Here is a 24,979-nt window from a genome sequence, read left to right as displayed (position 1 = left end):
GCTCCGACGCCTTCTATGGCTTTGAGCGATGGCGCGCCTATAAGGCGACATGCGCGTCGATCCGGGCGGTGAAATGAGGACGGTCATGAGCTATAAAGTGCTGCTGGTCGAAGACGACGCCACCACCGCCGATTACATCGCCAAGGGGCTGATCGAGGAAGGCTTTACTGTCGACCGGGCGGACAATGGCCGCGACGGCCTGTTCCTGGCGACCGAGGCCGGGCATGACGCCATCATCCTGGACCGGATGCTGCCGGGCATGGACGGCATGGCGATGCTCGCCGCCCTGCGCGCGGCGAGCATCGATACCCCGGTCATCATCCTGTCGGCGCTGGCGACCGCCGATGAACGGATCAAAGGGCTGACCGGCGGGTCGGACGATTATCTGACCAAGCCCTTCGCCTTTGCCGAGCTGCTGGCGCGGCTGCGCATCATCCTGCGGCGCGGCGGCGGGGGACAGGCGCCCGAAACGCGCCTGTCCTGCGGCGACCTGGACGTCGATCTCCTCTCCCGCAAGGTGAAGCGCGGCGCGCGCGTCATCGACCTGCAACCGCGCGAATTTCGCCTGCTCGATTATCTGCTGCGCCATCAGGATGAGGTCGTCACCCGCACCATGTTGCTGGAGGGCGTCTGGGATTATCATTTCGATCCCGGCACCAACGTCATCGACGTGCATATTAGTCGGCTGCGCCGTAAGATCGACGAAGAAGGCGAACCGCCGCTGATCCACACCATCCGTGGCGCGGGTTATCGCTTGAGCGAACAAGGGTGACGATGCGTTGGCGCCAGAGCGTCATCTGGCGGTTCGCCGCGCTCGTCTTCCTCATGCAAATCGTCTGCGTGCTCGTCGCGCTCTGGGCCGTCCATCAATTCACCAGCCGGTCGGTGGACGAAGCCAGCCGCGCGGTCGCGGTGAACCTGCGCGACGATATCGCCGCCACCTATGCCGCGGCCGGCCTGCAAGCGGCCGGCGCCACGGTGCGTAGCCGTATGACGGCCGACCCGGACGGCAGTTCGATCATGCTGCTGATTGCACCGAACGGCCGGCGCATCGCCGGCAACATTCCTGGTTGGCCGACCAACGTCGGGCCGTCGGAAAACTGGCGCCGGATCGACCTGCGCCGTATTGATCAACGCACCCGCTATCCCCAGAGCATCGGCGTCGTCAGCACGCAATTTCCTGATGGCACGCGGCTGCTGACCGGCCATGTCGTGGAAAACGACCTGCGCTTCGGCAGTTATCTGGAAGCGGCGCTGATCGGCGCGATATTGCTCGCCATGCCGCTGGCGGCCGGCGCCGCCTTTTTCTCGGCGGCGATCATCCGGGGCCGGCTGCGATCGGTCATCGATACCGCCGCCGCGGTCGGCACCGGCGACATCAAACGCCGCATCCCGCTGAGCGGCAGCGGCGACATGTTCGACGCCCTGGGGGACGAGACCAATGCGATGCTGGACCGCATTACCGGGCTGGTGGATGAGATGCGGCTGGTGACCGACGGTCTGGCCCATGATCTGCGATCGCCCCTGACCCGCTTGCGCGCCGTGCTGGACAGCGCCCTGCGCCAGAGCCGGGACGAGGAATCGATCGCCGCGCTGGAAAAGGCGCTGGACGAAGGCGACACGTTGTTGCGGATGCTGGATGCCGCGTTGCTGATCAGCCGGGCCGAAGCGGGCATCGGCCGCGACAATTTTTCCGCCGTCAATGTCGCCGCGCTGCTGGACGATTTTCAGGACATGTATGACGCGCTGGCCGAGGATAAGGGCGTCACCATCAACGTCGATGCGCCGCCCGGCCTGCATATCCGGTCGCATCGGGAGATATTGGGTCAGGTTTTGTCGAACCTGATCGACAATGCGCTCAAATATGGCGGCGATCGCATCCTGCTATCCGCGTGGCGGGATGGCGCATCGATCTGCGTCGCCGTGACCGATAACGGCCCCGGCATCGCGCAGGAACAGCGGATCGAAGCGCTACGTCGTTTCGCCCGGCTGGATGCGTCGCGCCATATCAGCGGCGCTGGTCTGGGCCTGTCGCTGGCGTCGGCGGTCGCCCATCTCCATGGTGGCACGTTGACCTTGAGCGATGCGGGACCGGGGCTGCGCGTGACCCTCACCCTGCCTGCCGACCATGAGCCATCCTGAAAGCCAAGCAATCGGAGTAATGCCAGCCGGGGCCTCCGGCGCGCTACGGCAAAGTTTCCGCCGTGACACTTTACCGCAGGGCAAAGTGTCACGGGCGACAAAATGCGACTCGCGGAAAAAAGCGGATTCCCAAGCGACTCGCTCTGTGCTTGATTCACGATATGTTTCATGCGCCCGCTTTGTCCCGCATTCCCGGCGGCAGCGATCTTTCGCTGCTGCTCGACCAATTGTCCCATTGCTGCTCGCGGCCGCGATACGCCTTCATGCTGCTGACGCTGATCGCGGACGTGGCACGACCGGATGGCAGCGCCGGGCCGGAAGTGCGGGTGGGCGACGGGCGGGTCGCGCTGCGCGACTGGCTATGCGATGCGCTAACGCCGATGGGCCATCGCGATCCGCGCCGCATGGCGCTGGTGGAGCGGGTGCGCGATGAACTGCGCAAGGATGCCAGGTTATCGGGCGATACGACGGCCGACGATGTGCTGGTGCAGGAGGAGGTGCGCAATCGGGTGCGCGCGTCGGGCAAGACCAATCTCAGCCGGGCCGCGTCGGAACTGGTCAAGGCCGGACTGCTCAAGCGCCATTATCAGGGCTATCGCGTCGATCATCTCAATCGCGGGGCGCAGCGACAGGCGGTCTATACGCTCACCGGCCGCGCCCGCGTACTGATCGGCACGCGGGCCGCGCCAAGACGACCGGCCGCCCCGCCCCGGCAGGGCGACCTGTTTGCGCACTGAATGTCAGGCGCGTTCGCGCGCCGTGCGTCGGGCTTTGGCATAATTGTCGCGTCGCATCTTTTCGAAACCGATGCGCTGCTCGAAGCCGGCATCCTGCGGATAGTCGCGGAAATCGCCCAGTATCTCTTCAAACACCGTCGCCAGTTCGTCGCGAAATTCGGGATGGGGGAAGATGTGGAAACGATTCTCTCGTACTGCTTCCAACGTGCGCGCGGCGATGACGTCCGGCTCCATGCCGAACTGGTGCAACTGTTCCAGCCGCCCGACGGCCGCGCTGTCCACTGGCTTCGCACCACCGCTGAGCGCGGACGGGTGGACTTCATCGCTGGCATAGATATGGCTCTTCACCAGGCCGGGACAGAGCACGGACACGCCGATGCCATGCGGCGCCAGACTGTAGCGCAGGGATTCGCTCATGCCGCGCACCGCGAATTTGGTGGTGTTGTAAATGCCTGGCGCGCCGCCGCACAGGAAACTCGCCATCGACGCCGTATTGACGATATGGCCGCCCTGCCCCAGCGCCTTCATCCGCGGGGCGAAGGTCATCACGCCGTTGATGACGCCGTGCAGATTGACCCCCATCACCCAGTCCCAGTCGTCATAGCTGGACTCGTCGATGGTTTGGAACAGGTTGATGCCGGCATTGTTGAAGACCAGGCTGACCGGCCCAAGCGCCGCCTCCGCCCTGTCCGCAGCTCGCGCGAAACCGGCGCGTGATGCGACATCGAGTTGGACAGCTATAACGCTTTGATTGTCGAGCGTCTTGATCGCGGCGGCCAGCGCATCCTCGCGAATGTCGGCGATCGCCACCTTGCATCCCTGCGCCAGCAAGGCGCGGACCAGGCCCAGGCCGATGCCATTGGCCCCACCTGTCACAAAGGCGGTTCGTCCTTCATAATCCAGCATCCCGATCTCCCTTCGCCGACTTTCTAACGGACGTGCATTTTTCTCTCGCCATATTCGTATAGTTCACTTACAAATTCGCCAAGCCGAAATTTCATCCCTGTGAATAAAGGGAGAAGTGGAGAGGAGAAGGCTCATGGCCCTGGCATCTGCGCCGATTGCGACCGACAGTCTGTGGGAGGCAGATGGCAACGTCTCTGCCAATGCGGGCCGCTCCACGGTCCCGCACTACACCATGGGCGCCGCCTATTGGGCGTTGTTCGTCATCATCCTGGCGACCTTCGTCACCTTCTTCGAACAGGTGGTGTTCGCCATGCTAGCGGAGCGGATCAAGGCGGATTTCGGCCTGTCCGATTCGCAACTCGGCTTCCTCGCCGGTCCCGCCAGCATCATCTGCTATCTGTTCGTCGGCATCCCGCTGGCGCGTCTGGCCGACATCTTCCCGCGCAAGTTCGTGCTGGCGGGCGGATGCGCGGCGCTTGGCGTCATCACCTCGCTTGGGGGCATCGCGCAGAGTTTCGGCCAGTTCGTCGGCACCCGCGTCTTCCTGGCGGCAGGGGGATCGGCCCATGCGCCCTCCTCCTACTCGCTGCTGGCCGACGCCTTCCCGCCGCGCATCCTGACCCGCGCCTTCGCCCTGCTGCAATTCGGTTTCATCGGCGGCACCACGCTCGGCCCGGCGATCGGTGGGATGTTGATCGCGACCGCGGCGGAATGGGCGCCGACGCAGCATGGGGGCCTCACCATATTGGGCTGGCAATGGCTGATGATCTGGCTGGGCCTGCCCGCCCTGTTCGTCGCCCTCCTGTTTCTGACGGTCAAGGAACCGCCGCGCCAAGCGCCCGCCGCAGACTCCATCACGCCGCCCGTTCAAGCCTCGCTGGGCCGCCGCATCCTGACCTTCACCGGCCTGGACGCCGCCAAGGCGATCCATGCCAAGCGTCGCGTCTATTATCCGCTGTTCGCCGGGCTGGCGCTGAGCGCGATCGAGGTGTTCGGCCTGCAATTCTGGCGTGTCCCCTTCATGATCCGCACCTATGGCTGGAACGAGGCGCAGATCGGCGCGGTTATGGGGTCGATGACGCTGGTCGCGTCGCTCACCGGGTTGCTGCTGGGCGGCATCTTCGTCGAATGGCTGGCCAAGCGCCATGCCGACGCCAATGTCCGCGCCGCGGCGATCTTCTTCGGCTGCGTGACGGTGTGCGCCATCCTCGCCCCGCTGATGCCCAACGGCTACGCCTCGCTGGGCGTCGCCAGCATTGGCGCGATGTTCGGCATCGCTGGCGCAGTACCGCAGAACGCCGCGATCCAGCGCGTCGCACCCAATGCGATGCGGGGCCAAGTGACGGCGATCTATCTGTTCATGTTCACCTTCTTCGGGGCGATGGGCAGCTTCCTGGTCGGGCTGGTGCAGGATTATATCGTCGGCGATCCCAGCCAGCTCTGGAAGTCGCTGGTGATGACCGCGGGTGTGCTGCTGCCGATCGCCACCCTCTGCATGATCCGCGCCATCCGTCCTTATCGCGAGGAAGTGGAGCGACTGGCCGCTGAAGCCGTCTAACCTGTAAGTATTACATACAATGATAGGAGAGCAAATCATGTCCGAGACCGACCGTATCGCCCGCCTGGAACAGAGCGTCGCCGACCTCAGCACCCGCCTGCAACGGCGCGAGGATGAACTGGACGTGCGAAAATTGCAGCATCTCTACGGCTATCTGATCGACAAATGCCTCTATAACGAAACCGCCGACCTGTTCACCGAGGATGGCGAAGTGCGCTTCTTCGGCGGCGTCTGGCGCGGCCAGGCGGGCATTCGCCGCCTCTATGTCGAACGCTTCCAGGCGCGCTTCACCCATGGCACCAACGGTCCGATCGATGGCTTCCTGCTCGACCATCCGCAATTGCAGGATATTGTCGATATCGATGCCGACGGCGTCACGGCCCATGCCCGCGCCCGGTCGATGATGCAGGCTGGCCGGCACAAGGATTATACCGACCCCTCCAATCCCATGCTCGGCGCGCGCCAATGGTGGGAGGGCGGCATCTACGAAAATACCTACAAGAAGGTGGACGGCATCTGGCGCATCCAGATCCTGAACTACATGCCGCAATGGCATGCCGATTTCGACCAGGGCTGGGCCAATACCCCGGCCGAATATGTGCCTTTCCCCAAGATCACCTATCCCGAAGACCCGACCGGGCCGGACGCGCTGATCGAGGATCACTGGCTGTGGCCGACGCACAAGCTGGTGCCGTTCCACATGGTGCATCCGGTGACGGGCAAGGAAATCGTCGCCGAACGCTGGCAGGGCGATATCGACCGCGAACGGGCCGCGCGCGAAGCGGTGAGCGCCTGACCCCATGACCTATCCGGACCTTTATCTGATGATCGATGGCCAGCGGCTGTCGGGCGGCGGGCGACGGACCCACAAGGTCGTCAACCCCGCCACCGGCGAGGCGATCGCGGACCTGCCGCTGGCCGATGCGGCGGACCTCGACGCGGCGCTGGCGGCGGCGCAGCGCGGCTTCCATCGTTGGCGCGATAGCACGCCCCATGAGCGGGCGGCCGTGCTGCAAGGCGCGGCCCGGCTGATGGTCGAGCGGCAGGAGGCACTGGCCCGCATCGCCACGCTGGAGCAGGGCAAGACGCTGGCCGAAGCACGCATCGAAGTGATGATGAATGTCGGCCTGTTCAACTTTTACGCCGGCGAAGTCTTTCGTCTCTACGGCCGGGCGCTGGTACGTCCGGCCGGGCAGCGATCGACCGTTACCAAGGAGCCGGTCGGTCCGGTCGCCGCCTTCGCGCCGTGGAATTTCCCGCTCGGCAATCCCGGCCGCAAGCTCGGTGCGCCGATCGCGGCGGGATGTTCGGTCATCCTGAAGGCGGCGGAGGAAACGCCTGCGTCCGCGCTGGGGGTGCTGCAATGCCTGCTCGACGCAGGGCTGCCCGGCGATGTGGCGCAGGCGGTGTTCGGGGTGCCCGACGAAGTGTCGCGCCACCTGCTCGGCTCCCCCATCATCCGCAAGATGAGCTTCACCGGCTCCACCGTCGTCGGCAAGCATCTGGCGAAATTGGCGGCGGAGGATTGCAAGCGCACGACGATGGAGCTGGGCGGCCATGGCCCGGTGCTGATCTTCGCCGATGCCGATATCGACAAGGCGCTCGATACGGTGGTGGCGGGCAAATATCGCAATGCCGGGCAGGTGTGCGTATCGCCGACGCGCTTCATCGTGGAGGCCGGCGTCCATGATCGCTTCCTTGCCGGCTTTGTCGAGCGCGCGCAAAAGGTGACGGTTGGCGACGGCGCGGCGGCCGGCAGCGTCATGGGACCGATGGCCAACGCCCGGCGTCTCGACGCGATGGACCGATTGATCGGCGACGCGGTGGCCAAGGGCGCCCGCCTAGAAACCGGCGGCGAACGGATCGGCAATGCCGGCTATTATTTCGCGCCGACCGTGCTGTCGGCCACCCCCTTGGACGCCGCCATCATGAATGAGGAGCCGTTTGGCCCCGTCGCCCTCATCAACGCCTATGCCGATGAAGCCGCGATGATCGCAGAGGCCAATCGCCTGCCCTATGGCCTGGCCGCCTATGCCTGGACCAGCGACGCCGCGCGCCAGCGGCGTGTCGCACGCGCGGTCGAGGCCGGGATGGTCGGCATCAATACAGCGATGATCGGCGGGTCGGATTCCCCCTTTGGCGGGGTCAAATGGTCGGGCCATGGCGCGGAGGACGGCCCGGAAGGGATCGACGCCTGCCTTGTCACCAAAGCCATCCACGAAGGATAAGCGATGAGCCACGCACTGAAAACGGGCGGTGACCGCGGCTATCTGCGCATCGCCACCGAAGAGGCCTTTGCCACGCGCGAACAAATCGACGCCTATCTGCGCATGGTGCGCGACGGGACGGCGGATCGGGGGATGGTGTCGCTCTGGGGCTTTTACGGCCAATCGCCATCGCAGCGCGCGACCCAGATCATTGACCGCCTCCTCGATCTGGGCGAGCAGCGACTGGCCGACATGGACGCGACCGGCATCGACGTGGCGATCCTGTCGCTGACCTCGCCGGGGGTGCAGCCGCTGCTCGACACGGATGAGGCCAAGGCGATGGTGACCCGCGCCAACGATCATCTAGCCGATCGCTGCGCCGCCCATCCCACCCGCTTCGTAGGCATGACGTCGATCGCGCCGCAAGACCCGGACTGGTCCGCCGCCGAAATCCGGCGGGGGGCGGCTGATCTGGGCTTCAAGGGGGTGATGGTCAACAGCCATACCCAGGGCGAGTATCTGGACGATCCCAAGTTCGACCCGATCTTCCGCGCGCTCGCCGATACCGGCCAGCCGCTCTACATCCATCCTTCGACCCCGCCCGACGCGATGATCGGCCCGATGCTGGACGCCGGGCTGGACGGCGCGATCTTCGGCTTTGGCGTGGAGACGGGGATGCACCTGTTGCGGCTCATCACCATCGGCATTTTCGACCGCTATCCCGATTTGCAGATCGTGGTCGGCCATATGGGAGAGGCTTTGCCCTATTGGCTGTACCGTCTCGATTATATGCATCAGGCGGGCGTGCGATCGCAGCGCTATGAGCGGATGAAGCCGCTCAACAAATCGATCCACGACTATATGCGGTCGAACGTCTGCGTTACCACCAGCGGCATGGCCTGGGAGCCGGCGATCAAATTCGCGCAATCCGTGCTGGGCGAGGATCGGGTCATGTATGCGATGGACTATCCCTATCAATATGTGGCGGACGAGGTGCGGGCGCATGACCTGCTGGACATTACGGACGGAGCGAAGCGCAAACTGATGCAGACCAATGCCGAGCGTGTGTTCAACCTGTGACCATAGCGACTCCTTCGCGCGCGACCGCTTATTATGCGCTGGCGCTGGTGGCCGGGACCAATCTCGTCAGCCTGCTCGACCGCAATATCCTCGCCATCCTCGCCCCCGCGATCAAGGCGGACCTGAAGATCGGCGACGCGGAGATGGGGCTGCTCTACGGCACCGTCTTTGCACTCTTCTACGCGCTATTCTCGCTGCCGCTGGGGCGACTGGCGGACGGGTGGATCAGGACGAAGCTGCTGGCGATCACGATCGGCTTCTGGTCGCTCGCCACCGGCGGCGCGGCGCTGGCGACCGGCTTCTTCACGCTGATGCTCTCGCGCCTGTGCGTCGGCATCGGCGAAGCGGCGTCGCAGCCGGCCGGCACCAGCCTGACCTATGATTATTTCCCGCGCGAAAAGCGCGGCATGGTGATGGCGGTGATGGCGGCCGCGATCGCCATCGGCCTTGGCGGATCGCTCATCATCGGTGGCATGGCGGCGCAATGGTGGGATGCGCGCTATGCGGCGGGCACGGCACCGCTCGGTCTGAGAGGCTGGCAATTCGCCTTCGCCGTCGCGGCGACGCCCGGCTTCCTCATCGCCTTCCTGATGAGCCGCCTGCCCGAACCGCAGCGCGGCGTCATGGACGGCATCCCGACCGCCCATGATCCCCATCCCTTCCGCGCCAGCCTGAACGTGCTGGGCGCCGTGACGCCGGGCTTTCATTGGCTCAGTCTGGCCCGCGCGCGGGCGACGACGCGCGACTGGACGCTCAATATCGGGCTGCTGGCGCTGATCGTCGTCGCCATGCTGCTGGCGATCGGCTGGGCGGAAGCGTTCTCGCCGCGACCGCCGCTGCTGCTGGCCGGCATCGCGATCAGTCCGCATGTGGTGCAGTGGAGCGTGATCGGCTTCGGCGCCTTCGTCATCGCCAACCTGCTTCAGAATCTGAAAGGGCGCGATCCGGTCGCCTTCGCGCTCATCACCCGTAATCCATCGCTGCTGCTTTGCATCGCCGCCGGGGCGCTGCAAAGCGTCATCAACTATGGTGTGATGGGCTTTACGCCGTCGTTCCTCATGAAAAACTATGGCCTGTCGCCGGCCGACACCGGGCTGCAATTCGGCCTGCTGTCGGCCGCGCTGGGCGTGGTCGGGCCGCTGCTGGCCGGGCCATTGTCCGACCGGATCGGGGCGAACCGCCTGTCGCGCCGGGTGTGGGTGGCGCTGTTCGCGATGAGCGTTTCGCCGTGCCTGGCGTTATGGGTCTATCATGCGCCGGACGCCGGCGATTTCTACCTGCGCTTCACCCTCTACAGCCTGATCCTGACCATGTGGATGCCGCCGCTCTATGCCGTATTGTTCGAACAGGTTCTGCCGCGAATGCGCGGGCTGACCGTCAGCCTCTATATCGTCGTGTCGACCATATTCGGCCTGGGCATCGGTCCCTATGCCGTGGGAATGATCAGCGATGCGCGCGGCGGCGACCTGGGCGGGGCGATCCTGTCAATCAATTGGGTCGCGCCGCCGCTGGTGCTGATCCTGCTGGCGCTGTTGTGGCGGGTCGAACGCGACCATGCCAGCCTGCTCCCCCGCGCCCGCGCGGCGGGAGAGCAGGTTTAACGGCTACGCCACCGCCAGCCCGATCTGGTCGGCCGTCGCCCAATTGCCGTGCAGGCCAAACCGCAATCTTATCGGGATACGGATTTCCGCGATCGGTCCCTTGACGATGTCCAGCGCATCGAACAGCAGCAGGTCGCTACGATGCTCCTCCAGCCGGTTGCATACCTGCACGATCCAGCCGTCGCCTTCCGCAGCATCGGGGCTGCGCGGAATGAAGCAGGGCTCCTGCAACGACGACAGCGGCCCGCACCACCATGTCTGCTCCGCGCCGGTCTGGTGATCGATCAGGCCCAGCGTATTCATCAGCATCCCCGACGGACTGCCGCCCTTCAGCTCCACCGGCTTGGTCGGGTCGATCACCAGCAACCAGCCATAGCGATAGGGCAGGCCGGTCTGCCGATCGTCGATCCGAGGAAATTCGCCCATCATGCTGGTCAACCGCTGCACGCTGGCGAAATCCTCGCCATTGGACGCCATGTCGACCGTCCAGCGCGTCAGGAAACTCGCCGATTTCGGCCCGTTGAACGGCGCGCCATGGATGTCGGGGAAGAAGGGGAACATGTTGTTCTTCGCTTCGGGCGTGTCGAAATGGATTTTCGTGCCATCCTGAAAGGCGTTCATGACATGGCTGGCGAAGCAATTGTCGCGCTTGAACCAGCGTATGTCCGCCGCGGTCGCATCGGCCCGGCGCGGCAGCACGCCCAGATAGACCGGCAGCGTGGTGTCGAAGCCGAAATGCGGCAGCCCCTGCTCCAGCCGTTCCCAGTTGGACGTGCTGGGCACCACATGGAACAGCGCATAATCGGGCGTGATCGCAAAGTCGTGCATCATGGCGTAATAGGGGACTTCGAACCACAACTCCTGCTTCAGCACGCCATCGGGCGACACGACATAATAGGTCATGTCGCGCGTCAGCACCCCCTTGGCCGCATAGCCAAAGGCGATCATGTCGCCGGTCGCCGGATCGATCTTGGGATGGGCGGTGAAGGTCTGGCCGGTCATCGCGCCGTCGAACCATGTATAGCCGTCCGTCTCCAGCGTCGCCGGGTCCATCACCAGCGCCGGGCTATCTTCTTTCAGCGCATAGAGTTTCCCGCCATGGATGAAGGCGGTGGTGTTGGCGGTGCCGCGTATCTTGCCCTGCACCGCCTCGTCATCGGTCAGCGGATTGCGATAGGCGCCGAACAACGCTTTACCCGCTTCCTGTTCCAGCTTCCACTTGTCGGTCTTCGCCCAGCGCTGGCGGAAATCGACCTGGCCGTCATGAAAGCGGAACATGGTGATCATGCCGTCGCCATTGAAGGCGATGTCGTCGCCCAGCCGGGGCGGGAATTGCGGGTCGGGCTGTACCCGATAGAAGGCGCCGTCCAGTTCGGGCGGCACCGCCCCGGTCATGTCCAGGTCGGCGATGTCCGCCTCGATCCGCGTGGGCGTGTTGAAACCCGTGAAGGACGGCGTGTCCGGAAAATGCGCCATGGTTGATCCTCTCCCTTTTTCTGGTTGAGGATATTGTATGTGGCACTGACATTTTTTCAAGTGCCCGGATTGACGGATCAGCACTTACTACGCACACTGTTACTATGAATACCATGAACGACATTGAACCGCTCGACCTCTTCCCCGATCCTCGCCTCAGCGGCATCGACGGACTGGTCGGTTTTCACATCCGGCTGGCCAGCGCGGCCGTCTATCAACATTTCACCGAAACCTTCAGCGACCTGGGCCTGACGCAAAAGCAGGTCGCCGTCCTCTGGCTGATTGAGGACCAGCCCGGCATCGCCCAGGCGGACATCGGCCGCCGACTGAAAATGGACCGGGCGAGCGTGATGGCGATCGTCAATCGGATGCAGGACCGCGGTTTCCTGACCCGCGGCGCGTCCGCGCAGGATCGCCGCCGCCAGACATTGAGCCTGACGGAAGGCGGCCGCGACTCGCTGGCGCAGGCGCGCCGTTGCATCGCCGAGCATGAAAATTGGCTCAAGGCGCGGTTCAGCCCGGCCGAAGCCGCGATGCTGGTCGAGCTGCTGCGCCGGGTGTATGTCTGACGTCGCGATGGGATGAAAACGCCTATTTACGCGCGGTTGGATCTTCCGCCAGATCCCATCTGTTACCCCTGATACCACCAATAGAAACAACAGCATTATTTGCCCTATCGCAATAGAGGCAAATATAGCGTCAATGTTCGTTGCGAAGCCGGTCAGGCTCTTGCATCGGATAAAATTGTATGTCTTACTAACAATCGACGCACAGCAACGTCATGAGGCGGATCACGTTCGGGCAGGACGGATCTCAAGCCGGATTAGGAGAGGGGATTACCCATGCAACACGATCTTCGTGCAATGATGTCGCGCGCCCTTTTGGCGTCAGCCTCCATCCTCGCAATCACTACACCAGCGTCGGCACAATCATCGGCACCGCCCGCGGCCGCCCCGCAGGCCGCCGAGCAGGAAGCCATGTCGCAAAGTTCGGTGGCCGACATCGTCGTCACCGCGCAGTTCCGCGCCCAGCGGTTGCAGGACACGCCCATCTCCATCACCGCCGTCGGCGCCGCCGAACTGGAGGCCAAGAGCCAGACCAACCTGGCGCAAATGGCCGATGCCGCACCCAACGTGTCGTTAAAGCCCCAGGGCGCCTCTTTCGGCCCGTCGATCACCGCATCGATCCGCGGCGTTGGCCAGAACGACTTCAACCCCGCCTATGAACCGGGCGTCGGCATCTACATCGACGATGTCTATTATCCGCAGTTGACCGGCGCGGTGTTCGAGCTGCTCGATCTCGACCGGGTCGAAATCCTGCGCGGACCGCAAGGCACGCTGGCCGGCCGCAATGCCGAGGGCGGCGCGATCAAACTCTATTCCAAGCGTCCGTCGGGCGATGGCGGCGGCTTTGTCGAAGTCAATTACGGCATCCGCAACCGCATCGGCATCCGCGCCGCGGCCGATTTCGGCATCACCAGCACCCTGTCGGCGCGCATCTCCGGCGTCGCCAAGCAGCAGGAAGGCTTTGTCGACCGCATCGACTATGGCTGCGCCAATCCGGGCAGCGGCATACCGTCGACCCAGCCCGCCGGTGACTGCACCATCAGCAAGCTGGGCGGCGTGGGCTATCAGGCGATCCGCGGCATCCTGTTCTGGGAACCGAGCGACAAGCTGGATGTCACCCTGATCGGCGACTACACCCGCGACGAACATACCATCGCGGGCGAAGTGCTGATCGCGACGAACCCCGTCAATTCGCCCAACACCAATCCGGCGCCCGGCGTCGTCTATGACGATCGCTTCATCTGCGGCCGCTATTGCAACTATATCGGCACCGGCCAACCCGCCGGCGTGTGGGTGCCACCGATCCCGGTCGATCCCTTCGGTGCGGCCGGCACGCCTCTTGCGGCGACCCAGGGCACCGACCGCAGCCTCTACAAGGGCTGGGGCGTGTCGGGCCAGGTCAATTATGCGCTGACCGACGCCTTCAAGCTTAGCTCCATCACCGGATATCGCACCTTCAACACTCAGTTCGATTCCGATGACGATATCTCGCCCGCCAATATCGGTTTTGGCCGCAACTATCTGGAAAACTGGAGCTTCAGCCAGGAAGTTCGGCTGAACGCGAGTTTCGGCGACAATTTGAACGGCACGATCGGCGGCTATTATTTCAAGCAGAAATCGACCTATGACTCGCTGCAGGACATTCGCTACGTCCCGGTCTATCCGCTGCAATTCCGCCAGCCCGACCCAACCAAGGCGGAGGCCAAGGCGGCGTTCGCCCATCTGTCCTGGAAGCCGATCAACCGGCTGACCTTGAGTGGTGGCCTGCGCTACACGACGGAAAGCAAGGACCAGACCTATTATCGGCTGAACTTCGACGGGACGGTCAATGCCTTCCTCGATCCGGTCGGCGCGGCCTATGGCATCGGCTATTCGGGCGCGGACACACTCGATTATAATGGCAATGGCAACACCACCGAAACCGTGACGGCGCTGTCGGGCCTCACCGCCCATTATAGCGCCAAGCGCTGGGACTATCGCGTCGCGGCCGACTATCGCCTGACCGACAATTTGATGGTCTATGGATCGGTGTCGACCGGCTTCAAGGGCGGCGGTTCCAACCCGCGCCCGTTCAACACGCAGCAGGTGATCGCCTTCCGCCCGGAAAAGCTGACCGCCTATGAAATCGGCTTCAAGAGCGACTTCTTCAATCGCCGGGTGCGGTTGAACGCCGCCGCCTTCATCAACGACTATATCGATATCCAGATCCCGGTTCTGACCTGCCCCGGCGCGCCTTGCGCCGCGCGGCTCAATGCCGGCGATGCGCGAGTGAAGGGGTTCGAGGCGGAACTGTCCGCCTATCCCATCGACGGCCTCGCGATTGATGCGTCGATCAGCTATCTCGACTTCAAATATATCGCCAGCAGCCTTGATCCCGCCGCCTCCTTCCCGACCAATCCGGGCGGCGTGTCGGCCAATGATCCGCCGGCATCGCCGCCCTGGAAGTTCAGCGTCGGCGCGCAATATAAGATCGATCTGGACAAGGCCGGCAGCCTGACCCCGCGTTTCGACGTCACCTATGAAGACAAGAAGTTCGGCGGCGGCGCGGTGATCAACGGCACCCGCATCCTCAATTTCGTGCCTGCCTACACGCTCGCCAATGCGCGGCTGACCTGGCAGAATGCGGACGAGGATCTCGACGTGTCGTTCGAAGTCACCAACCTCTTCGACAAATATTATTATCTCTCCGTCTTCGACCTGCGCGGCGCGGGTGCTGGCGTGCGCAAGGCGCGCCCCGGCAATCCGCGCGAATGGGCGATCACGGTGAAGAAGAAATTCTAAGCCTCCCCCTCGGTCGGTCGGGCTGCGCACGGCCCGGCCGACTTCTTTTCGGAGACCCATCCGGCATGACCGACGTCACACTCTATCATTGGGAACCCAACGCCAATTCGGGAAAGCCCATGCTGGCATTGTTCGAAAAGGGCGTCGCGTTCGACAGCCATTATCTCGACCTGCTGAATTTCGACCAGCACAAGCCCGATTATCTGGCGGTCAACCCGCTCGGCACCATCCCGGCCATGACCCATGGCAAGCTGGTGCTGACCGAATCCACCGCGATCATGGAATATGTGGACGAGGCGTTCGACGGCCCGCGTCTGATGCCCGCCGACCCGATCGACCAGTGGCGCACGCGCTGGTGGATGAAGTTCATGGACCAGTGGCTCGCCCCCAGTTTCTCGATGATCGGCTGGAGCGTCTTCGTCGGCCCTTCGGTGCGGCAGAAAGACCCGGCGGAGTTGGAAGCGGCGATCGACCGCATTCCCATGCCCGAACGGCGGGTCGCCTGGCGCAAGGCGATCAATGGCGCCTTTTCGCCAGAGGAAATGACGGAATCGCAACGCCGCGTAGCCCTCGGCATCGGCTATCTGGAACAGGCGTTGGGTGAGCGGCAATGGCTGGCATCGGACGAATATGGTCTGGCCGACATCAACGGCTTCAACCTCGCCTACGCCATGCCCTTGTCACAACCGCAGCTCTGCAATGACGAACTGACCCCCCACATCATGCGCTGGCTGCGCGCCATTTATGCGCGCCCCGCGACCCGCGCCTGCTGGGCGTTGGGCCGCACCGACCTCGCCCGCCGCATCTCCCTGCTCGAAAGCGAACCCGCATGACCGGCATCCTCTATCACGGCCAGCCCAATGGCCCGTCCTTCACCGTCCTCGCCGCCGCTTTCGAGAAAGGCGTCGATCTTGACTTGCGCGCGATCGACCTGGTCGCGGGCGAGCGCCACTCGACCGCCCTGCCCCATCCCATCGAAGTCGATCAGTCGATCGAGGGCGAAGGGCCGGTCCTGATCGTGGGCGATGTTGCGATGAGCGATAGCGTCTTCCTCGCCTGCTATCTGGACGAGGTGGGCAGCGGCCCGGCGATCCGCCCGGCCGATCCCTATGCCCGTTGGCAGATGATGGCCTGGTGCCGCTATGTGATCGAGCGCGTGGCCCCCGCCGCCGCCGCGCTGGGCAATGCCGCCACGCCGCCGCCCGCCGTCCCCGCCGGCATCGCCAGTGCGGACCTGGACGCCCGCTGGGCGCAGGCGGTGGAAGCCAAGGTGGACGAAGCCCAACTGGCCGACAGCCGCAGCAAGATCTTCCAGGCGGTCGAGAAGATCGACGCGCAACTGGCCGACGGGCGCGACTGGCTGATGGGCGATTTCACCATCGCCGACCTTGAAAGTCATGCCTGGCTGGCCGGAATGCGTGGAATCGTACCCGAAGCCTTCGCGTCTGCGCCACTGACCGACGCGTGGGAAGCGCGGCTGCGCGCCCGCCCCGCCGTGGCGCGGGCGATGGGCCAGGCCACGGTTCCCAATCCCGAAACCATCTGGGCGCCCGGCCCGGAGATCAACCGCTGGGGCTGATGAGATGCGCGCGATCGATTATTTCGACCGGGGCCATGATCTTGGTCCGGAACGCCCCTGCCTGATCGATGCGGAGGGCGGCGAGACGCTGAGCTTCGCGGCGGTCAAGACGCTTACGACGCGGATCGCCGTCGCGCTTCACGGCGCGGGATTTCGCAACCAGCAGCCGATCGCGCTGTACGGTCCCAACAGCGCGACGATGATGGTCGCGCTGCTCGCCATCTGGCGCGCCAATGGCCAGTGGGTGCCGGTCAACGCCCGCAACGCGATCGACGCCAACGCCGAATATCTCAACTATGTCCGCTGCGGCTGGTTGTTCTACCATAGCAGCCAGGCGGCGGATGTGACGGCGCTCAAGGCGCGCGTCCCAAGCCTGACCCATTTCGTCTGCCTCGACCGTCCCCATGACGGCGATCCCTCGCTCGACCAGTTCATCGCGAACAGCGAGTTGGACAGTTTGTCGGACTTTTCCGATCCGTTCGGCAAGCCCGACGACATTGTCGGCCTCTTTCCCACCGGCGGCACGACGGGTCCGTCCAAGGGGGTGGTTGTCACCAATCTGGGCTGGGGCACGATGATCGAAACGCTGGCGCAGACGGTCGATGGCAGAACCGATACACCTGTCTCACTCGTCGTCGCACCGATCACCCATGCCGCCGGCCCAGTGGCCTTGGCTACCCTGTCCCTGGGCGCGACGCAGGTGATCCTGCCCGGCTTCGACGCCGCCGCCGTGCTTGACGCGATCGCGCATTATCGCATCACCCATGTGTATATGCCGCCGACGGCGCTCTACAGCCTGCTCGACGCGCCCGAACTGGGGCGAAGCGATATGTCGTCGCTCAAAATCTTCCTGCTGGTCGGATCGCCTGTATCGCCGGAAAAATTACGGCAGGCGGTGGAGATTTTCGGCCCCTGCCTCTGTCAGGCCTATGGCCAGGTGGAATCGCCGATGATCGTCACCTGGCTGTCGCCCGAAGCGGTCGCCGCGGCGGCGGCCGGCGACCGTCCCGAACGGCTCGCCAGTTGCGGCCAGCCCACCCGATCCGTCCGGGTCGGCATCATGGACGATGACGGCAATCTCCTGCCCGATGGGGAAGCGGGCGAACTGGTAGTCCGCGGCGCGCTGGTGTCGCGCGAATATTATGACATGCCCGAAGCCACCGCCGAAATACGCGCCCATGGCTGGCACCATACAGGCGACGTCGCCCGGCGCGACACGGACGGCTATCTCTATATCGTCGATCGCAAGAAGGACATGGTCGTGTCCGGCGGCTTCAACGTCTTTTCCGCCGAAGTGGAAGCGGCCGTGACCGAACTGGCCGCCGTGCGCGAATGCGCGGTCATTGGCATCCCCCATGCAAAATGGGGCGAGGCGGTCCACGCCATTGTGGTCGCCGACGATATCGGGGAGACTGAAATCATCGCCCATGCCAAGGCCCGGTTGGGCGGGGTGAAGGCGCCCAAGAGCGTCGCCTTCGTCCCCGCCATTCCCAGGACTTCGGCGGGCAAGATGGACAAGAAGGCCCTGCGCGCCGCCTATTGGTCCGGCGCGCGGATGGTGAATTAGGTGACGGATGCAGAAACCTGCACCGCATAAGGAGAGGAAGAGGATGCGGGTCGCGATTGCGCTGCTGTTGGGAACGAGTCTGGCCCTGTCGGCCTGTGGCAAGGGCACGAGCCAGGACGTTACCGCCCCTGCCTCCACAGGCGGCGTGGACGCCGCCCGGATTATCGCCGCCAAGCCCGCCGAATGGCTGTCGACCGGCCGCACCTATGACGAGCAGCGCTTCAGCCCGCTGTCCGCGATCAATCAGGACACTGTCGGTACGCTGGGCCTCGCCTGGTCCGCCGATATGGACACCAATCGCGGGCAGGAAGCGACGCCGCTCTTCATCGACGGCACCCTCTATGTCTCCACCGCATGGAGCATGGTGAAGACCTATGACGCGCGCAGCGGCAAACTGCTCTGGTCCTACGACCCGGCGGTGCCGCGCGAGACGCTGGTCAAGGCCTGCTGCGACGCGGTCAATCGCGGGGTGGCGGCATGGGGCGACAAATTGTTCGTCGGCACGCTCGACGGCCGGTTGATCGCGATCGACCGCAAGAGCGGCAAGTCCGTCTGGAGCGTCGTGACGCTGGACCAGACCAAGAACTACACCATCACCGGCGCGCCGCGCGTCGTGAACGGCCTGGTCGTCATCGGCAATGGGGGAGCGGAATTCGGCGCCCGCGGCTATGTCGCCGCCTATGATGCCGACACCGGCGCGGAGAAGTGGAAATTCTACACCGTCCCGGCCCAGCCCGGCACGGAGAAGGAGCCCGACTATCTGAAGAAAGCCGCCGCCACCTGGTATGGCGAATGGTGGAAACAGGGCGGCGGCGGCACCGTGTGGGACGCCATGGCCTATGACCCGGAACTCGATCTGCTCTATATCGGCGTCGGCAACGGCTCCCCCTGGAACCAGGCCTATCGGTCGGATGGCAAGGGCGACAATCTCTATCTCTCCTCGATCGTCGCGATCCATGCCAGGACGGGCGAATATGCCTGGCATTACCAGACGACGCCCGGCGATAGCTGGGACTTCACCGCCACCCAGCATATCATGCTGGCCGACATGGAGATGGGCGGACAAAAGCGCAAAGTGCTGATGCAGGCGCCCAAGAACGGCTTCTTCTATGTGCTGGATCGCACCAACGGGAAGCTGCTGTCGGCCAAGAATTTCGTGCCGGTCAACTGGGCCAGCGGCATCGACATGAAAACCGGGCGGCCGATCGAAAATCCGGAGGCCCGCTATTACAAGACCGGCAAGCCCTTCATCGGCTCCCCCGGCGCGACCGGCGCGCATAGCTGGCACCCGATGGCGTTCGACCCCAAGAGCCAGACCGTCTTCATCCCCGCCAATCTCGCCGCCTTCCCCTATATCCCGGAAAAGGGGTGGAAGGCGAACAAGCTGGGCTTCAATGTCGGCGTCGATATCGCCGCCGCCGCCATGCCCGCCGACAAGGCGGTGCGCGATGCGGCGATGAAGGCGACCACCGGCGCGCTGATCGCCTGGGACCCGGTGGCGCAGAAGGAGAAATGGCGCGTCTCGTACAAAGGACCATGGAATGGCGGCCTGCTCGCGACCGGCGGCGACCTGGTGTTTCAGGGGACCGCGACCGGCGATTTCAATGCTTATGCGAGCGCGGACGGCCGCAAACTATGGTCCTTTCCCGCCCAGAGCGGCATCGTCGCCGCGCCCATCAGCTACGAACTGGACGGCGCGCAATATGTCGCGGTGATGGCTGGTTGGGGCGGTGTATGGGCGTTGGCCCCCGGTATCCTGTCCGACAAGAGCGGGCCGAGCCGCAATATCAGCCGCCTGCTGGTGTTCAAGCTGGGCGGCAAGGCCGCCTTGCCCCCAGCGCCGCCGCTCACCGCCATGCCGCTCGATCCGCCGCCCTCCATCGCCAGCGCAGCGGACATAGCCGCCGGCGGCGCGCGTTTCGGCCGCTATTGCAGCACCTGCCATGGCGATTCCGCGGTCGGCGGCAGCATCGTCCCAGACCTGCGCCGCAGCGCGGCGCTGAACGACAAGGCGACCTGGCGGATGATCGTGCATGACGGCGCGCTCAAGGATAATGGCATGGTCAGCTTCGCGTCGATCTTCTCAGCCAAGGAGATCGAGGATATCCGCGCTTACGTCATCCATCGCGCCAATGAGGACAAGACACTGGAAAGCAAGCCCCATGCCCGTTGATCCGACCAAGGTTCTCGCCATCGACGTCCATGTCCATGCCGAAGTGTCGTGCCACGATCCCGAAGACCCGGTGATGGCCAAATATTTCGACGCGGCGTCGGCCTATTTCAAGGCGGACCGCAAGCGGCCGACCATTCCTGAAACCATCGCTTATTATCGGGCGCAGAATATCGCCTTCTGCCTGTTCACCGTCGATTGCGAGAGCGGCATCGGGGCCAAGCGGATCAGCAATTACGAAGTGGCGGAACTGGCCGCCAACGACAGCGACATCGTCATCCCTTTCGCCTCGATCGACCCGCGCAAGGGCAAGTTCGGCGCGCGCGAAGCCCGCGATCTGGTGGAGAATTACGGAGTCAAAGGCTTCAAATTCCACGGCATCATGCAGGATTGCCACCCGGCCGACCGGGTCGCCTATCCCATTTACGAAGTGATCGCCGAATATAAGCTGCCCGCCATCTTCCACACCGGCCATTCGGGCATGGGCACGGGGATGCGCGGTGGCGGCGGCGTGCGGCTGAAATATGGTCAGCCCATATTGGTGGACGATGTCGCGGTCGATTTTCCCGACATGAAGATCATCCTGGCCCATCCGAGCTGGCCCTGGACCGACGAAAGCCTGTCGATGGCGCTGCACAAGGATAATGTCTTCATGGACCTGTCCGGCTGGTCGCCCAAATATTTCCCCAAACAGGTGATTCAGTACGCCAACACGCAGTTGAAGCATAAAATGCTCTTCGGGTCCGACTGGCCGCTGATCCGCCCGGAAAAATGGATCGACGCCGCGCGGGAGGCAGGCTTCCGCGAAGAGGTGCTGCCGCTTATCATGAAGGATAATGCGGTCAAGCTGCTGGGACTGGGCTGAGCCAGGCTTTCGTCGATATAAAAAGCTGGCCGGGCGGCCCCTTTATCCGCCCGGCCAGAGTCATTTCTAACTCTCGACCTTTTCCCGCTTCTCGCCGCCCGGCACGCCATGGGCGACGCGCTTGGCATAATCGGGATCGTCCTGCGGCCGGGCGACCGCCGCCATCACCCGCTCATGGATATCCTTCAGCGTGCCGCGAAATTCAGGATAGGGCAGGATATAGAGCTGGTCCGCCTCCACGCCCTTGAGCACGTAGCGCGCCAGCACTTCCGGCTCCATGCCGACCGCTATCACCTGTTTCAGATGCGCCATGACATCGGGGTCCGCGCCATAATAGCCGGTCTGCTGCTGATGCGCCGGACGGGTCAGCACCGCCTCATGGATATTGCTGTTGACCGCACCGGGACACAACATCGATACGCCGATGCCATGATCGGCCAGATCCAGCGCCAGACATTCGCTGAGGCCCCGGATCGCCATTTTCGACGTGCAGTAAATGCCCGTCCCCTTGAGCGCGACGAAGGCGGACATCGACGCGGTGTTGACGATATGCCCGCCCTTGCCCCGTTCGATCATGCGCGGCACGAAGGTCTGGATGCCGTTGATGACCCCCTTCAAATTGACGTCCAACTGCCAGTCCCAGTCATCATAGGTGGCGTTCTGGAGCGGGCCGAAGATCGACACGCCCGCCGTGTTGAAGAGCAGTTCCACCGGCCCCAGCTTCGCCTCGACGTCGTCCGCGGCGCGGGCATAGGCGGCGCGGTCGGTGATATCCAGCTTTACCGCCATCACATCATGGCCGCGCCCGTCGAACCAGGCCATCGCCTCGTCCAGATGGTCCTGCCTTATGTCGGCGATCGCGACCTTGCACCCGGCCTGCGCGAAGACCTCCGCCTGCCCCAGCCCCACGCCCGATCCGCCCCCGGTGATGAAGGCGGTGCGGCCGGCAACCTGCGTCATGCCGCCAGTTCCTTCGCCTTGCGCCGCGCCAGTTGGTCGTCGAACACCGGATTGCCGAGCAGGAAGCCGATTTCCTTCGCCCGATCCTGATTGATCGTCTCATCGGGGAAGGAGGCCAGGATCGCGTCGAAGCGCGTCCGCATCCCGGCGGCGAATTCGGGGTGGGTCAGGATGTAGAGGTCGTTGGCGCGGATGCCGGCCAGCACCCGTTCGCCAACCTCGTCCGCGCTCATCCAAAGCGGCGACACAGGCCGCTTTTCCAGTTCCTCCTCGCGCTGGCGATAGCCGCTATCCTCGCGATATTCGGCGGGACGCAGTTCGCCGCTATGCGCGATATTGCTCTGCACCGGGCCGGGCATGAAGGCGGAGACGCCGATATTCTCCGCCGCCAGTTCGCCGCGAATGGCCTCGGAAATGCCCAGCACGGCCGCCTTGGCCGCGGTGTAGATGGCCGAATAGCCGATCGGGATCAGCGCCGATTGGGACGATGTGGTGACGATCTGCCCGCCCTCCCCATGCGCCTTGATGCGCGGCAGGATCGTGACCAGACCATTGATGACCCCGCCCAGATTGACGCCCATGCCCCAGTCCCAATCATCGAAACGCGCATCCAGCACCGGTCCCATCACGCCCACCCCGGCATTGCCGACCAGAATATGAATCTTGCCGAAGCGCGCCTCCGCCGCGTCGGCGGCGCGGGCGAAGCCGGCACGGTCGGTGACGTCCAATTGCACCGTTTCCACCTGTCCATCGGCGGCCAGATCGGCCTTCGCCTGCGCCAGGGCGTCCTCGCGAATATCGGCGATCACCACATTGGCGCCCGCCCGCACCAGCGCGCGGGCGATGCCAAGGCCAATGCCGTTCGCGCCGCCGGTGATGAAGGCCGTGCGGCCGCTGACGTCGCCCATGGGCGTTGCTGCTGTCTGTGTCATATCGATCCTCTCTCTTATTGTTTCAGGCCCAGCATCGCTCGCGCTTCGCCGGCACTGGCGACATCCGCGCCGATGCGTTCGATGATTTCGACGCCCCAACGCACCAGGTCGGCATTGTCCTGCGCCATCCTGCCCTTGCGCAAGTAGATCGTATCCTCGAACCCGACCCGCACATTGCCGCCCAGCAGCGCGGACTGCGCCGCCATGGGGAAGCTGTGGCGGCTGACGCCAAAGCCGGTGAACTGCGCCCCGCGCGGAATCTGGTTCCTGGAATAGAGCATCGCCTCGGTCGTCGCGGGCAGGCCATATTTGGTGCCCAGAACGAAGGTGAAGGGCGCATTTTTCGGAATCGCGCCCTTGGCCATCAGATCGTCGGCGAAGACGAAGTCGCCCGCTTCGAAACATTCGATTTCCGGCAGCACGCCTGCGTCCTGAATCATATGACCCATCTTGGTGATCATGGGATCAAGGTTGATCGCCACCCCGCCCCATAGCTGCATCGTGCAGATGTCGAGTGTGCACATGTCGGGCTTGAGATCGAGAATATGCTCCAGCCGCCGTTCGGCGGTGAACATCAAGGTGCCGGGGCCGCAGACGGCCGGATCTTCATCCCCCTGCATCCAGGTGCAGCCCGGCCCGGTGGTGACGTTCAGGATCACGTCGTTGTTCCTGGCGCGGATCAGGCCGACGACCTCGCGATAATCGTCCAGCGCCTGCGAGGGATCGCCGGTTTCGCGGTCGCGCACATGCAGATGGATGATCGCCGCGCCCGCCGCCGCCGCCGCCAGCGCTTCGGCCGCGACATGATCGGGGCGAAAGGGGAAATTGGGATGTGCCGGCATCGGTGAACTTCCGGTCACCGCGCAGGTCACAAATAGCTTGCCAGCCAATCTTACTCTCCTGTCCAGTCTCGGCTATGCTGCCGATCGCAGACCACAGGGTCTTGCAGAGGAGACGGCCCGCAAGAAGGCCGGTGGATGTCCCATTATTGCGAGTAACTGGATAAGGCATGGCACAGAGGGAAGAATTGTCGCGGTTCCTGAAAGCTGCGCGGGCGAAGCTGGCCCCGTCGGACGTCGGCCTGCCGCCGGGCGAACGCCGCCGCACGCGCGGGCTTCGGCGCGAAGAGGTGGCGACGCTCGCGGGGATGAGCGTCACCTGGTACACCTGGTTCGAGCAGGGGCGGGAGGTCCAGCTATCCGCGCCGATGCTGGAGCGATTGAGCCGGACGCTGCGCCTCAGCCCTAATGAGCGGGAATTTCTCTTCGCCCTGGCCCAGCATCGGCCGCCGCCGCTGGCGGGTCGCCCCGATGAAACGATTCATGTCGGCACCCAGCATCTGATGGATGCGCTGTCGATTCCCGCGCTGGTGATCGTGGAGGACTGGACCGTGATCGGCTGGAACCGGCTGGTCGGCCGGGCCTTTCGCGATTACAGCCCATTGCCGCGGGAGCAACGCAACCTCTTCCGCATCCTGATGCTGAACCCACGCTACCGCGCCGATCCAGACAAGTTCCAGGACATGTGCCGCCGCCTGATCGCGCGCTTCAAATGGGATTATAGCCGTACGGCCCAGCCGGAGGTGTTCGAAGGGATCATCGCCGACATGATGGAGCAGTCCGACTTCTTCCAGCGCTATTGGCAGGAATCGGAGATCATGGCCCATTTCGAGGACACGAACATCGCCGACATGCCCGGCGTGGGCGAAATCATGTTCCGCCACACCAGCTATGCGATCGAGGAAGCGCCGGGCCAGCGCCTGCTGCTGTTCGCCCCGCTGGACGATGTCAGCGCCGCGCGGCTGGCCAAGCTGGTGGCGGAGACGGAGAGCGTCGCCGCCTGACCGGCGACG

At 64.2% G+C, this 24,979-nt stretch carries 22 protein-coding genes (1 of these 22 cut by a window edge); 17 read left to right on the top strand and 5 right to left on the bottom strand.

Annotation, left to right across the window (positions count from 1 at the left end):
• The 4 genes from sphantq_RS20450 to sphantq_RS20435 form a co-directional block, all read left to right on the top strand.
• Nucleotides 1-72 carry the end of an AcvB/VirJ family lysyl-phosphatidylglycerol hydrolase gene (locus sphantq_RS20450; protein WP_272800559.1) on the top strand. It extends 780 nt beyond the left edge of the window, so the window shows 72 of its 852 coding nt (coding positions 781-852); its start codon lies off the left edge, out of view; it ends in the stop codon at nucleotides 70-72.
• Nucleotides 73-85: 13 nt separating this feature from the next.
• Entirely contained in the window at nucleotides 86-772 is a 687-nt protein-coding gene (locus sphantq_RS20445; RefSeq protein ID WP_066609232.1) for a response regulator transcription factor, read from the top strand.
• Nucleotides 773-774: 2 nt separating this feature from the next.
• The gene (locus tag sphantq_RS20440; RefSeq protein WP_272800558.1) at nucleotides 775-2,142 is read left to right on the top strand and encodes a sensor histidine kinase; all 1,368 of its coding nucleotides are present in this window, start codon (nucleotides 775-777) and stop codon (nucleotides 2,140-2,142) included.
• 161 nt (nucleotides 2,143-2,303) lie between these two features.
• Nucleotides 2,304-2,879, top strand: a complete 576-nt coding sequence (locus sphantq_RS20435; RefSeq protein ID WP_066609204.1) for a hypothetical protein — start codon at nucleotides 2,304-2,306, stop codon at nucleotides 2,877-2,879.
• Between the two features lie 3 nt (nucleotides 2,880-2,882).
• Here the strand turns inward: sphantq_RS20435 and sphantq_RS20430 are convergent, their stop codons facing one another.
• Nucleotides 2,883-3,785, bottom strand: coding sequence for an SDR family NAD(P)-dependent oxidoreductase (locus sphantq_RS20430; protein ID WP_272800557.1), 903 nt, complete (start codon nucleotides 3,783-3,785; stop codon nucleotides 2,883-2,885).
• 133 nt (nucleotides 3,786-3,918) lie between these two features.
• Between sphantq_RS20430 and sphantq_RS20425 the strand changes: the two genes are divergently transcribed.
• From sphantq_RS20425 to sphantq_RS20405, 5 genes are read left to right on the top strand one after another with little or no spacing between them, the layout of a single operon-like run.
• The gene (locus tag sphantq_RS20425) at nucleotides 3,919-5,343 is read left to right on the top strand and encodes an MFS transporter (protein WP_272800556.1); all 1,425 of its coding nucleotides are present in this window, start codon (nucleotides 3,919-3,921) and stop codon (nucleotides 5,341-5,343) included.
• Nucleotides 5,344-5,380: 37 nt separating this feature from the next.
• The gene (locus tag sphantq_RS20420) at nucleotides 5,381-6,139 is read left to right on the top strand and encodes a nuclear transport factor 2 family protein (protein ID WP_272800555.1); all 759 of its coding nucleotides are present in this window, start codon (nucleotides 5,381-5,383) and stop codon (nucleotides 6,137-6,139) included.
• Between the two features lie 4 nt (nucleotides 6,140-6,143).
• Nucleotides 6,144-7,571 carry an NAD-dependent succinate-semialdehyde dehydrogenase gene (locus sphantq_RS20415; RefSeq protein WP_272800554.1) on the top strand — a complete coding sequence of 476 codons (1,428 nt, stop codon included), beginning with the start codon at nucleotides 6,144-6,146 and terminating at the stop codon, nucleotides 7,569-7,571.
• 3 nt (nucleotides 7,572-7,574) lie between these two features.
• Nucleotides 7,575-8,630, top strand: coding sequence for an amidohydrolase family protein (locus sphantq_RS20410; protein ID WP_272800553.1), 1,056 nt, complete (start codon nucleotides 7,575-7,577; stop codon nucleotides 8,628-8,630).
• Nucleotides 8,627-10,231: an MFS transporter gene (locus tag sphantq_RS20405; RefSeq protein WP_272800552.1), complete on the top strand. Its 1,605-nt coding sequence runs from the start codon at nucleotides 8,627-8,629 to the stop codon at nucleotides 10,229-10,231. Before sphantq_RS20410 ends, sphantq_RS20405 begins: the two co-directional genes overlap by 4 nt.
• A gap of 3 nt (nucleotides 10,232-10,234) precedes the next feature.
• Here sphantq_RS20405 and sphantq_RS20400 read toward each other — a convergent pair whose 3' ends face one another.
• Complete coding sequence (locus sphantq_RS20400) at nucleotides 10,235-11,707, bottom strand: carotenoid oxygenase family protein (protein WP_272800551.1); 1,473 nt, start codon at nucleotides 11,705-11,707, stop codon at nucleotides 10,235-10,237.
• A 113-nt stretch (nucleotides 11,708-11,820) separates the two neighbouring features.
• On the opposite strand from sphantq_RS20400, the gene sphantq_RS20395 reads away from it, so the two are divergent.
• The 7 genes from sphantq_RS20395 to sphantq_RS20365 all read left to right on the top strand — a co-directional run bounded on the left by sphantq_RS20395 (nucleotide 11,821) and on the right by sphantq_RS20365 (nucleotide 21,235).
• Nucleotides 11,821-12,276, top strand: coding sequence for a MarR family winged helix-turn-helix transcriptional regulator (locus tag sphantq_RS20395; protein WP_242496044.1), 456 nt, complete (start codon nucleotides 11,821-11,823; stop codon nucleotides 12,274-12,276).
• 408 nt (nucleotides 12,277-12,684) lie between these two features.
• A complete protein-coding gene (locus sphantq_RS20390; protein WP_272800550.1) occupies nucleotides 12,685-15,054 on the top strand; it encodes a TonB-dependent receptor in 2,370 nt (789 codons plus the stop codon).
• Nucleotides 15,055-15,119: 65 nt separating this feature from the next.
• Entirely contained in the window at nucleotides 15,120-15,887 is a 768-nt protein-coding gene (locus sphantq_RS20385) for a glutathione S-transferase family protein (protein ID WP_129926839.1), read from the top strand.
• Entirely contained in the window at nucleotides 15,884-16,633 is a 750-nt protein-coding gene (locus sphantq_RS20380; protein ID WP_272800549.1) for a glutathione S-transferase family protein, read from the top strand. Before sphantq_RS20385 ends, sphantq_RS20380 begins: the two co-directional genes overlap by 4 nt.
• Nucleotides 16,634-16,637: 4 nt before the next feature.
• Nucleotides 16,638-18,200, top strand: coding sequence for an AMP-binding protein (locus sphantq_RS20375; RefSeq protein WP_272800548.1), 1,563 nt, complete (start codon nucleotides 16,638-16,640; stop codon nucleotides 18,198-18,200).
• Between the two features lie 43 nt (nucleotides 18,201-18,243).
• A complete protein-coding gene (locus sphantq_RS20370; protein WP_272800547.1) occupies nucleotides 18,244-20,373 on the top strand; it encodes a PQQ-dependent dehydrogenase, methanol/ethanol family in 2,130 nt (709 codons plus the stop codon).
• A complete protein-coding gene (locus sphantq_RS20365) occupies nucleotides 20,363-21,235 on the top strand; it encodes an amidohydrolase family protein (RefSeq protein ID WP_120252656.1) in 873 nt (290 codons plus the stop codon). The genes sphantq_RS20370 and sphantq_RS20365 overlap by 11 nt, the downstream gene beginning before the upstream one ends.
• A gap of 66 nt (nucleotides 21,236-21,301) precedes the next feature.
• Here sphantq_RS20365 and sphantq_RS20360 read toward each other — a convergent pair whose 3' ends face one another.
• From sphantq_RS20360 to sphantq_RS20350, 3 genes are read right to left on the bottom strand one after another with little or no spacing between them, the layout of a single operon-like run.
• Nucleotides 21,302-22,195 carry an SDR family oxidoreductase gene (locus sphantq_RS20360; protein WP_272800546.1) on the bottom strand — a complete coding sequence of 298 codons (894 nt, stop codon included), beginning with the start codon at nucleotides 22,193-22,195 and terminating at the stop codon, nucleotides 21,302-21,304.
• A complete protein-coding gene (locus sphantq_RS20355; protein ID WP_129926843.1) occupies nucleotides 22,192-23,127 on the bottom strand; it encodes an SDR family NAD(P)-dependent oxidoreductase in 936 nt (311 codons plus the stop codon). The genes sphantq_RS20360 and sphantq_RS20355 overlap by 4 nt, the downstream gene beginning before the upstream one ends.
• A 14-nt stretch (nucleotides 23,128-23,141) precedes the next feature.
• Nucleotides 23,142-23,969 (bottom strand): 3-keto-5-aminohexanoate cleavage protein, encoded by an 828-nt coding sequence (locus sphantq_RS20350; protein ID WP_242496046.1) that lies wholly within the window; start codon nucleotides 23,967-23,969, stop codon nucleotides 23,142-23,144.
• Between the two features lie 167 nt (nucleotides 23,970-24,136).
• On the opposite strand from sphantq_RS20350, the gene sphantq_RS20345 reads away from it, so the two are divergent.
• Nucleotides 24,137-24,970: a helix-turn-helix transcriptional regulator gene (locus tag sphantq_RS20345; RefSeq protein WP_066609187.1), complete on the top strand. Its 834-nt coding sequence runs from the start codon at nucleotides 24,137-24,139 to the stop codon at nucleotides 24,968-24,970.
• The last annotated feature ends 9 nt before the right edge of the window (nucleotides 24,971-24,979 follow it).

This window comes from Sphingobium sp. AntQ-1 (genome assembly GCF_028538045.1).
Taxonomy (GTDB): Bacteria; Pseudomonadota; Alphaproteobacteria; order Sphingomonadales; family Sphingomonadaceae; genus Sphingobium; species Sphingobium cupriresistens.
This window is presented reverse-complemented; position numbering and strand designations above follow the sequence as displayed.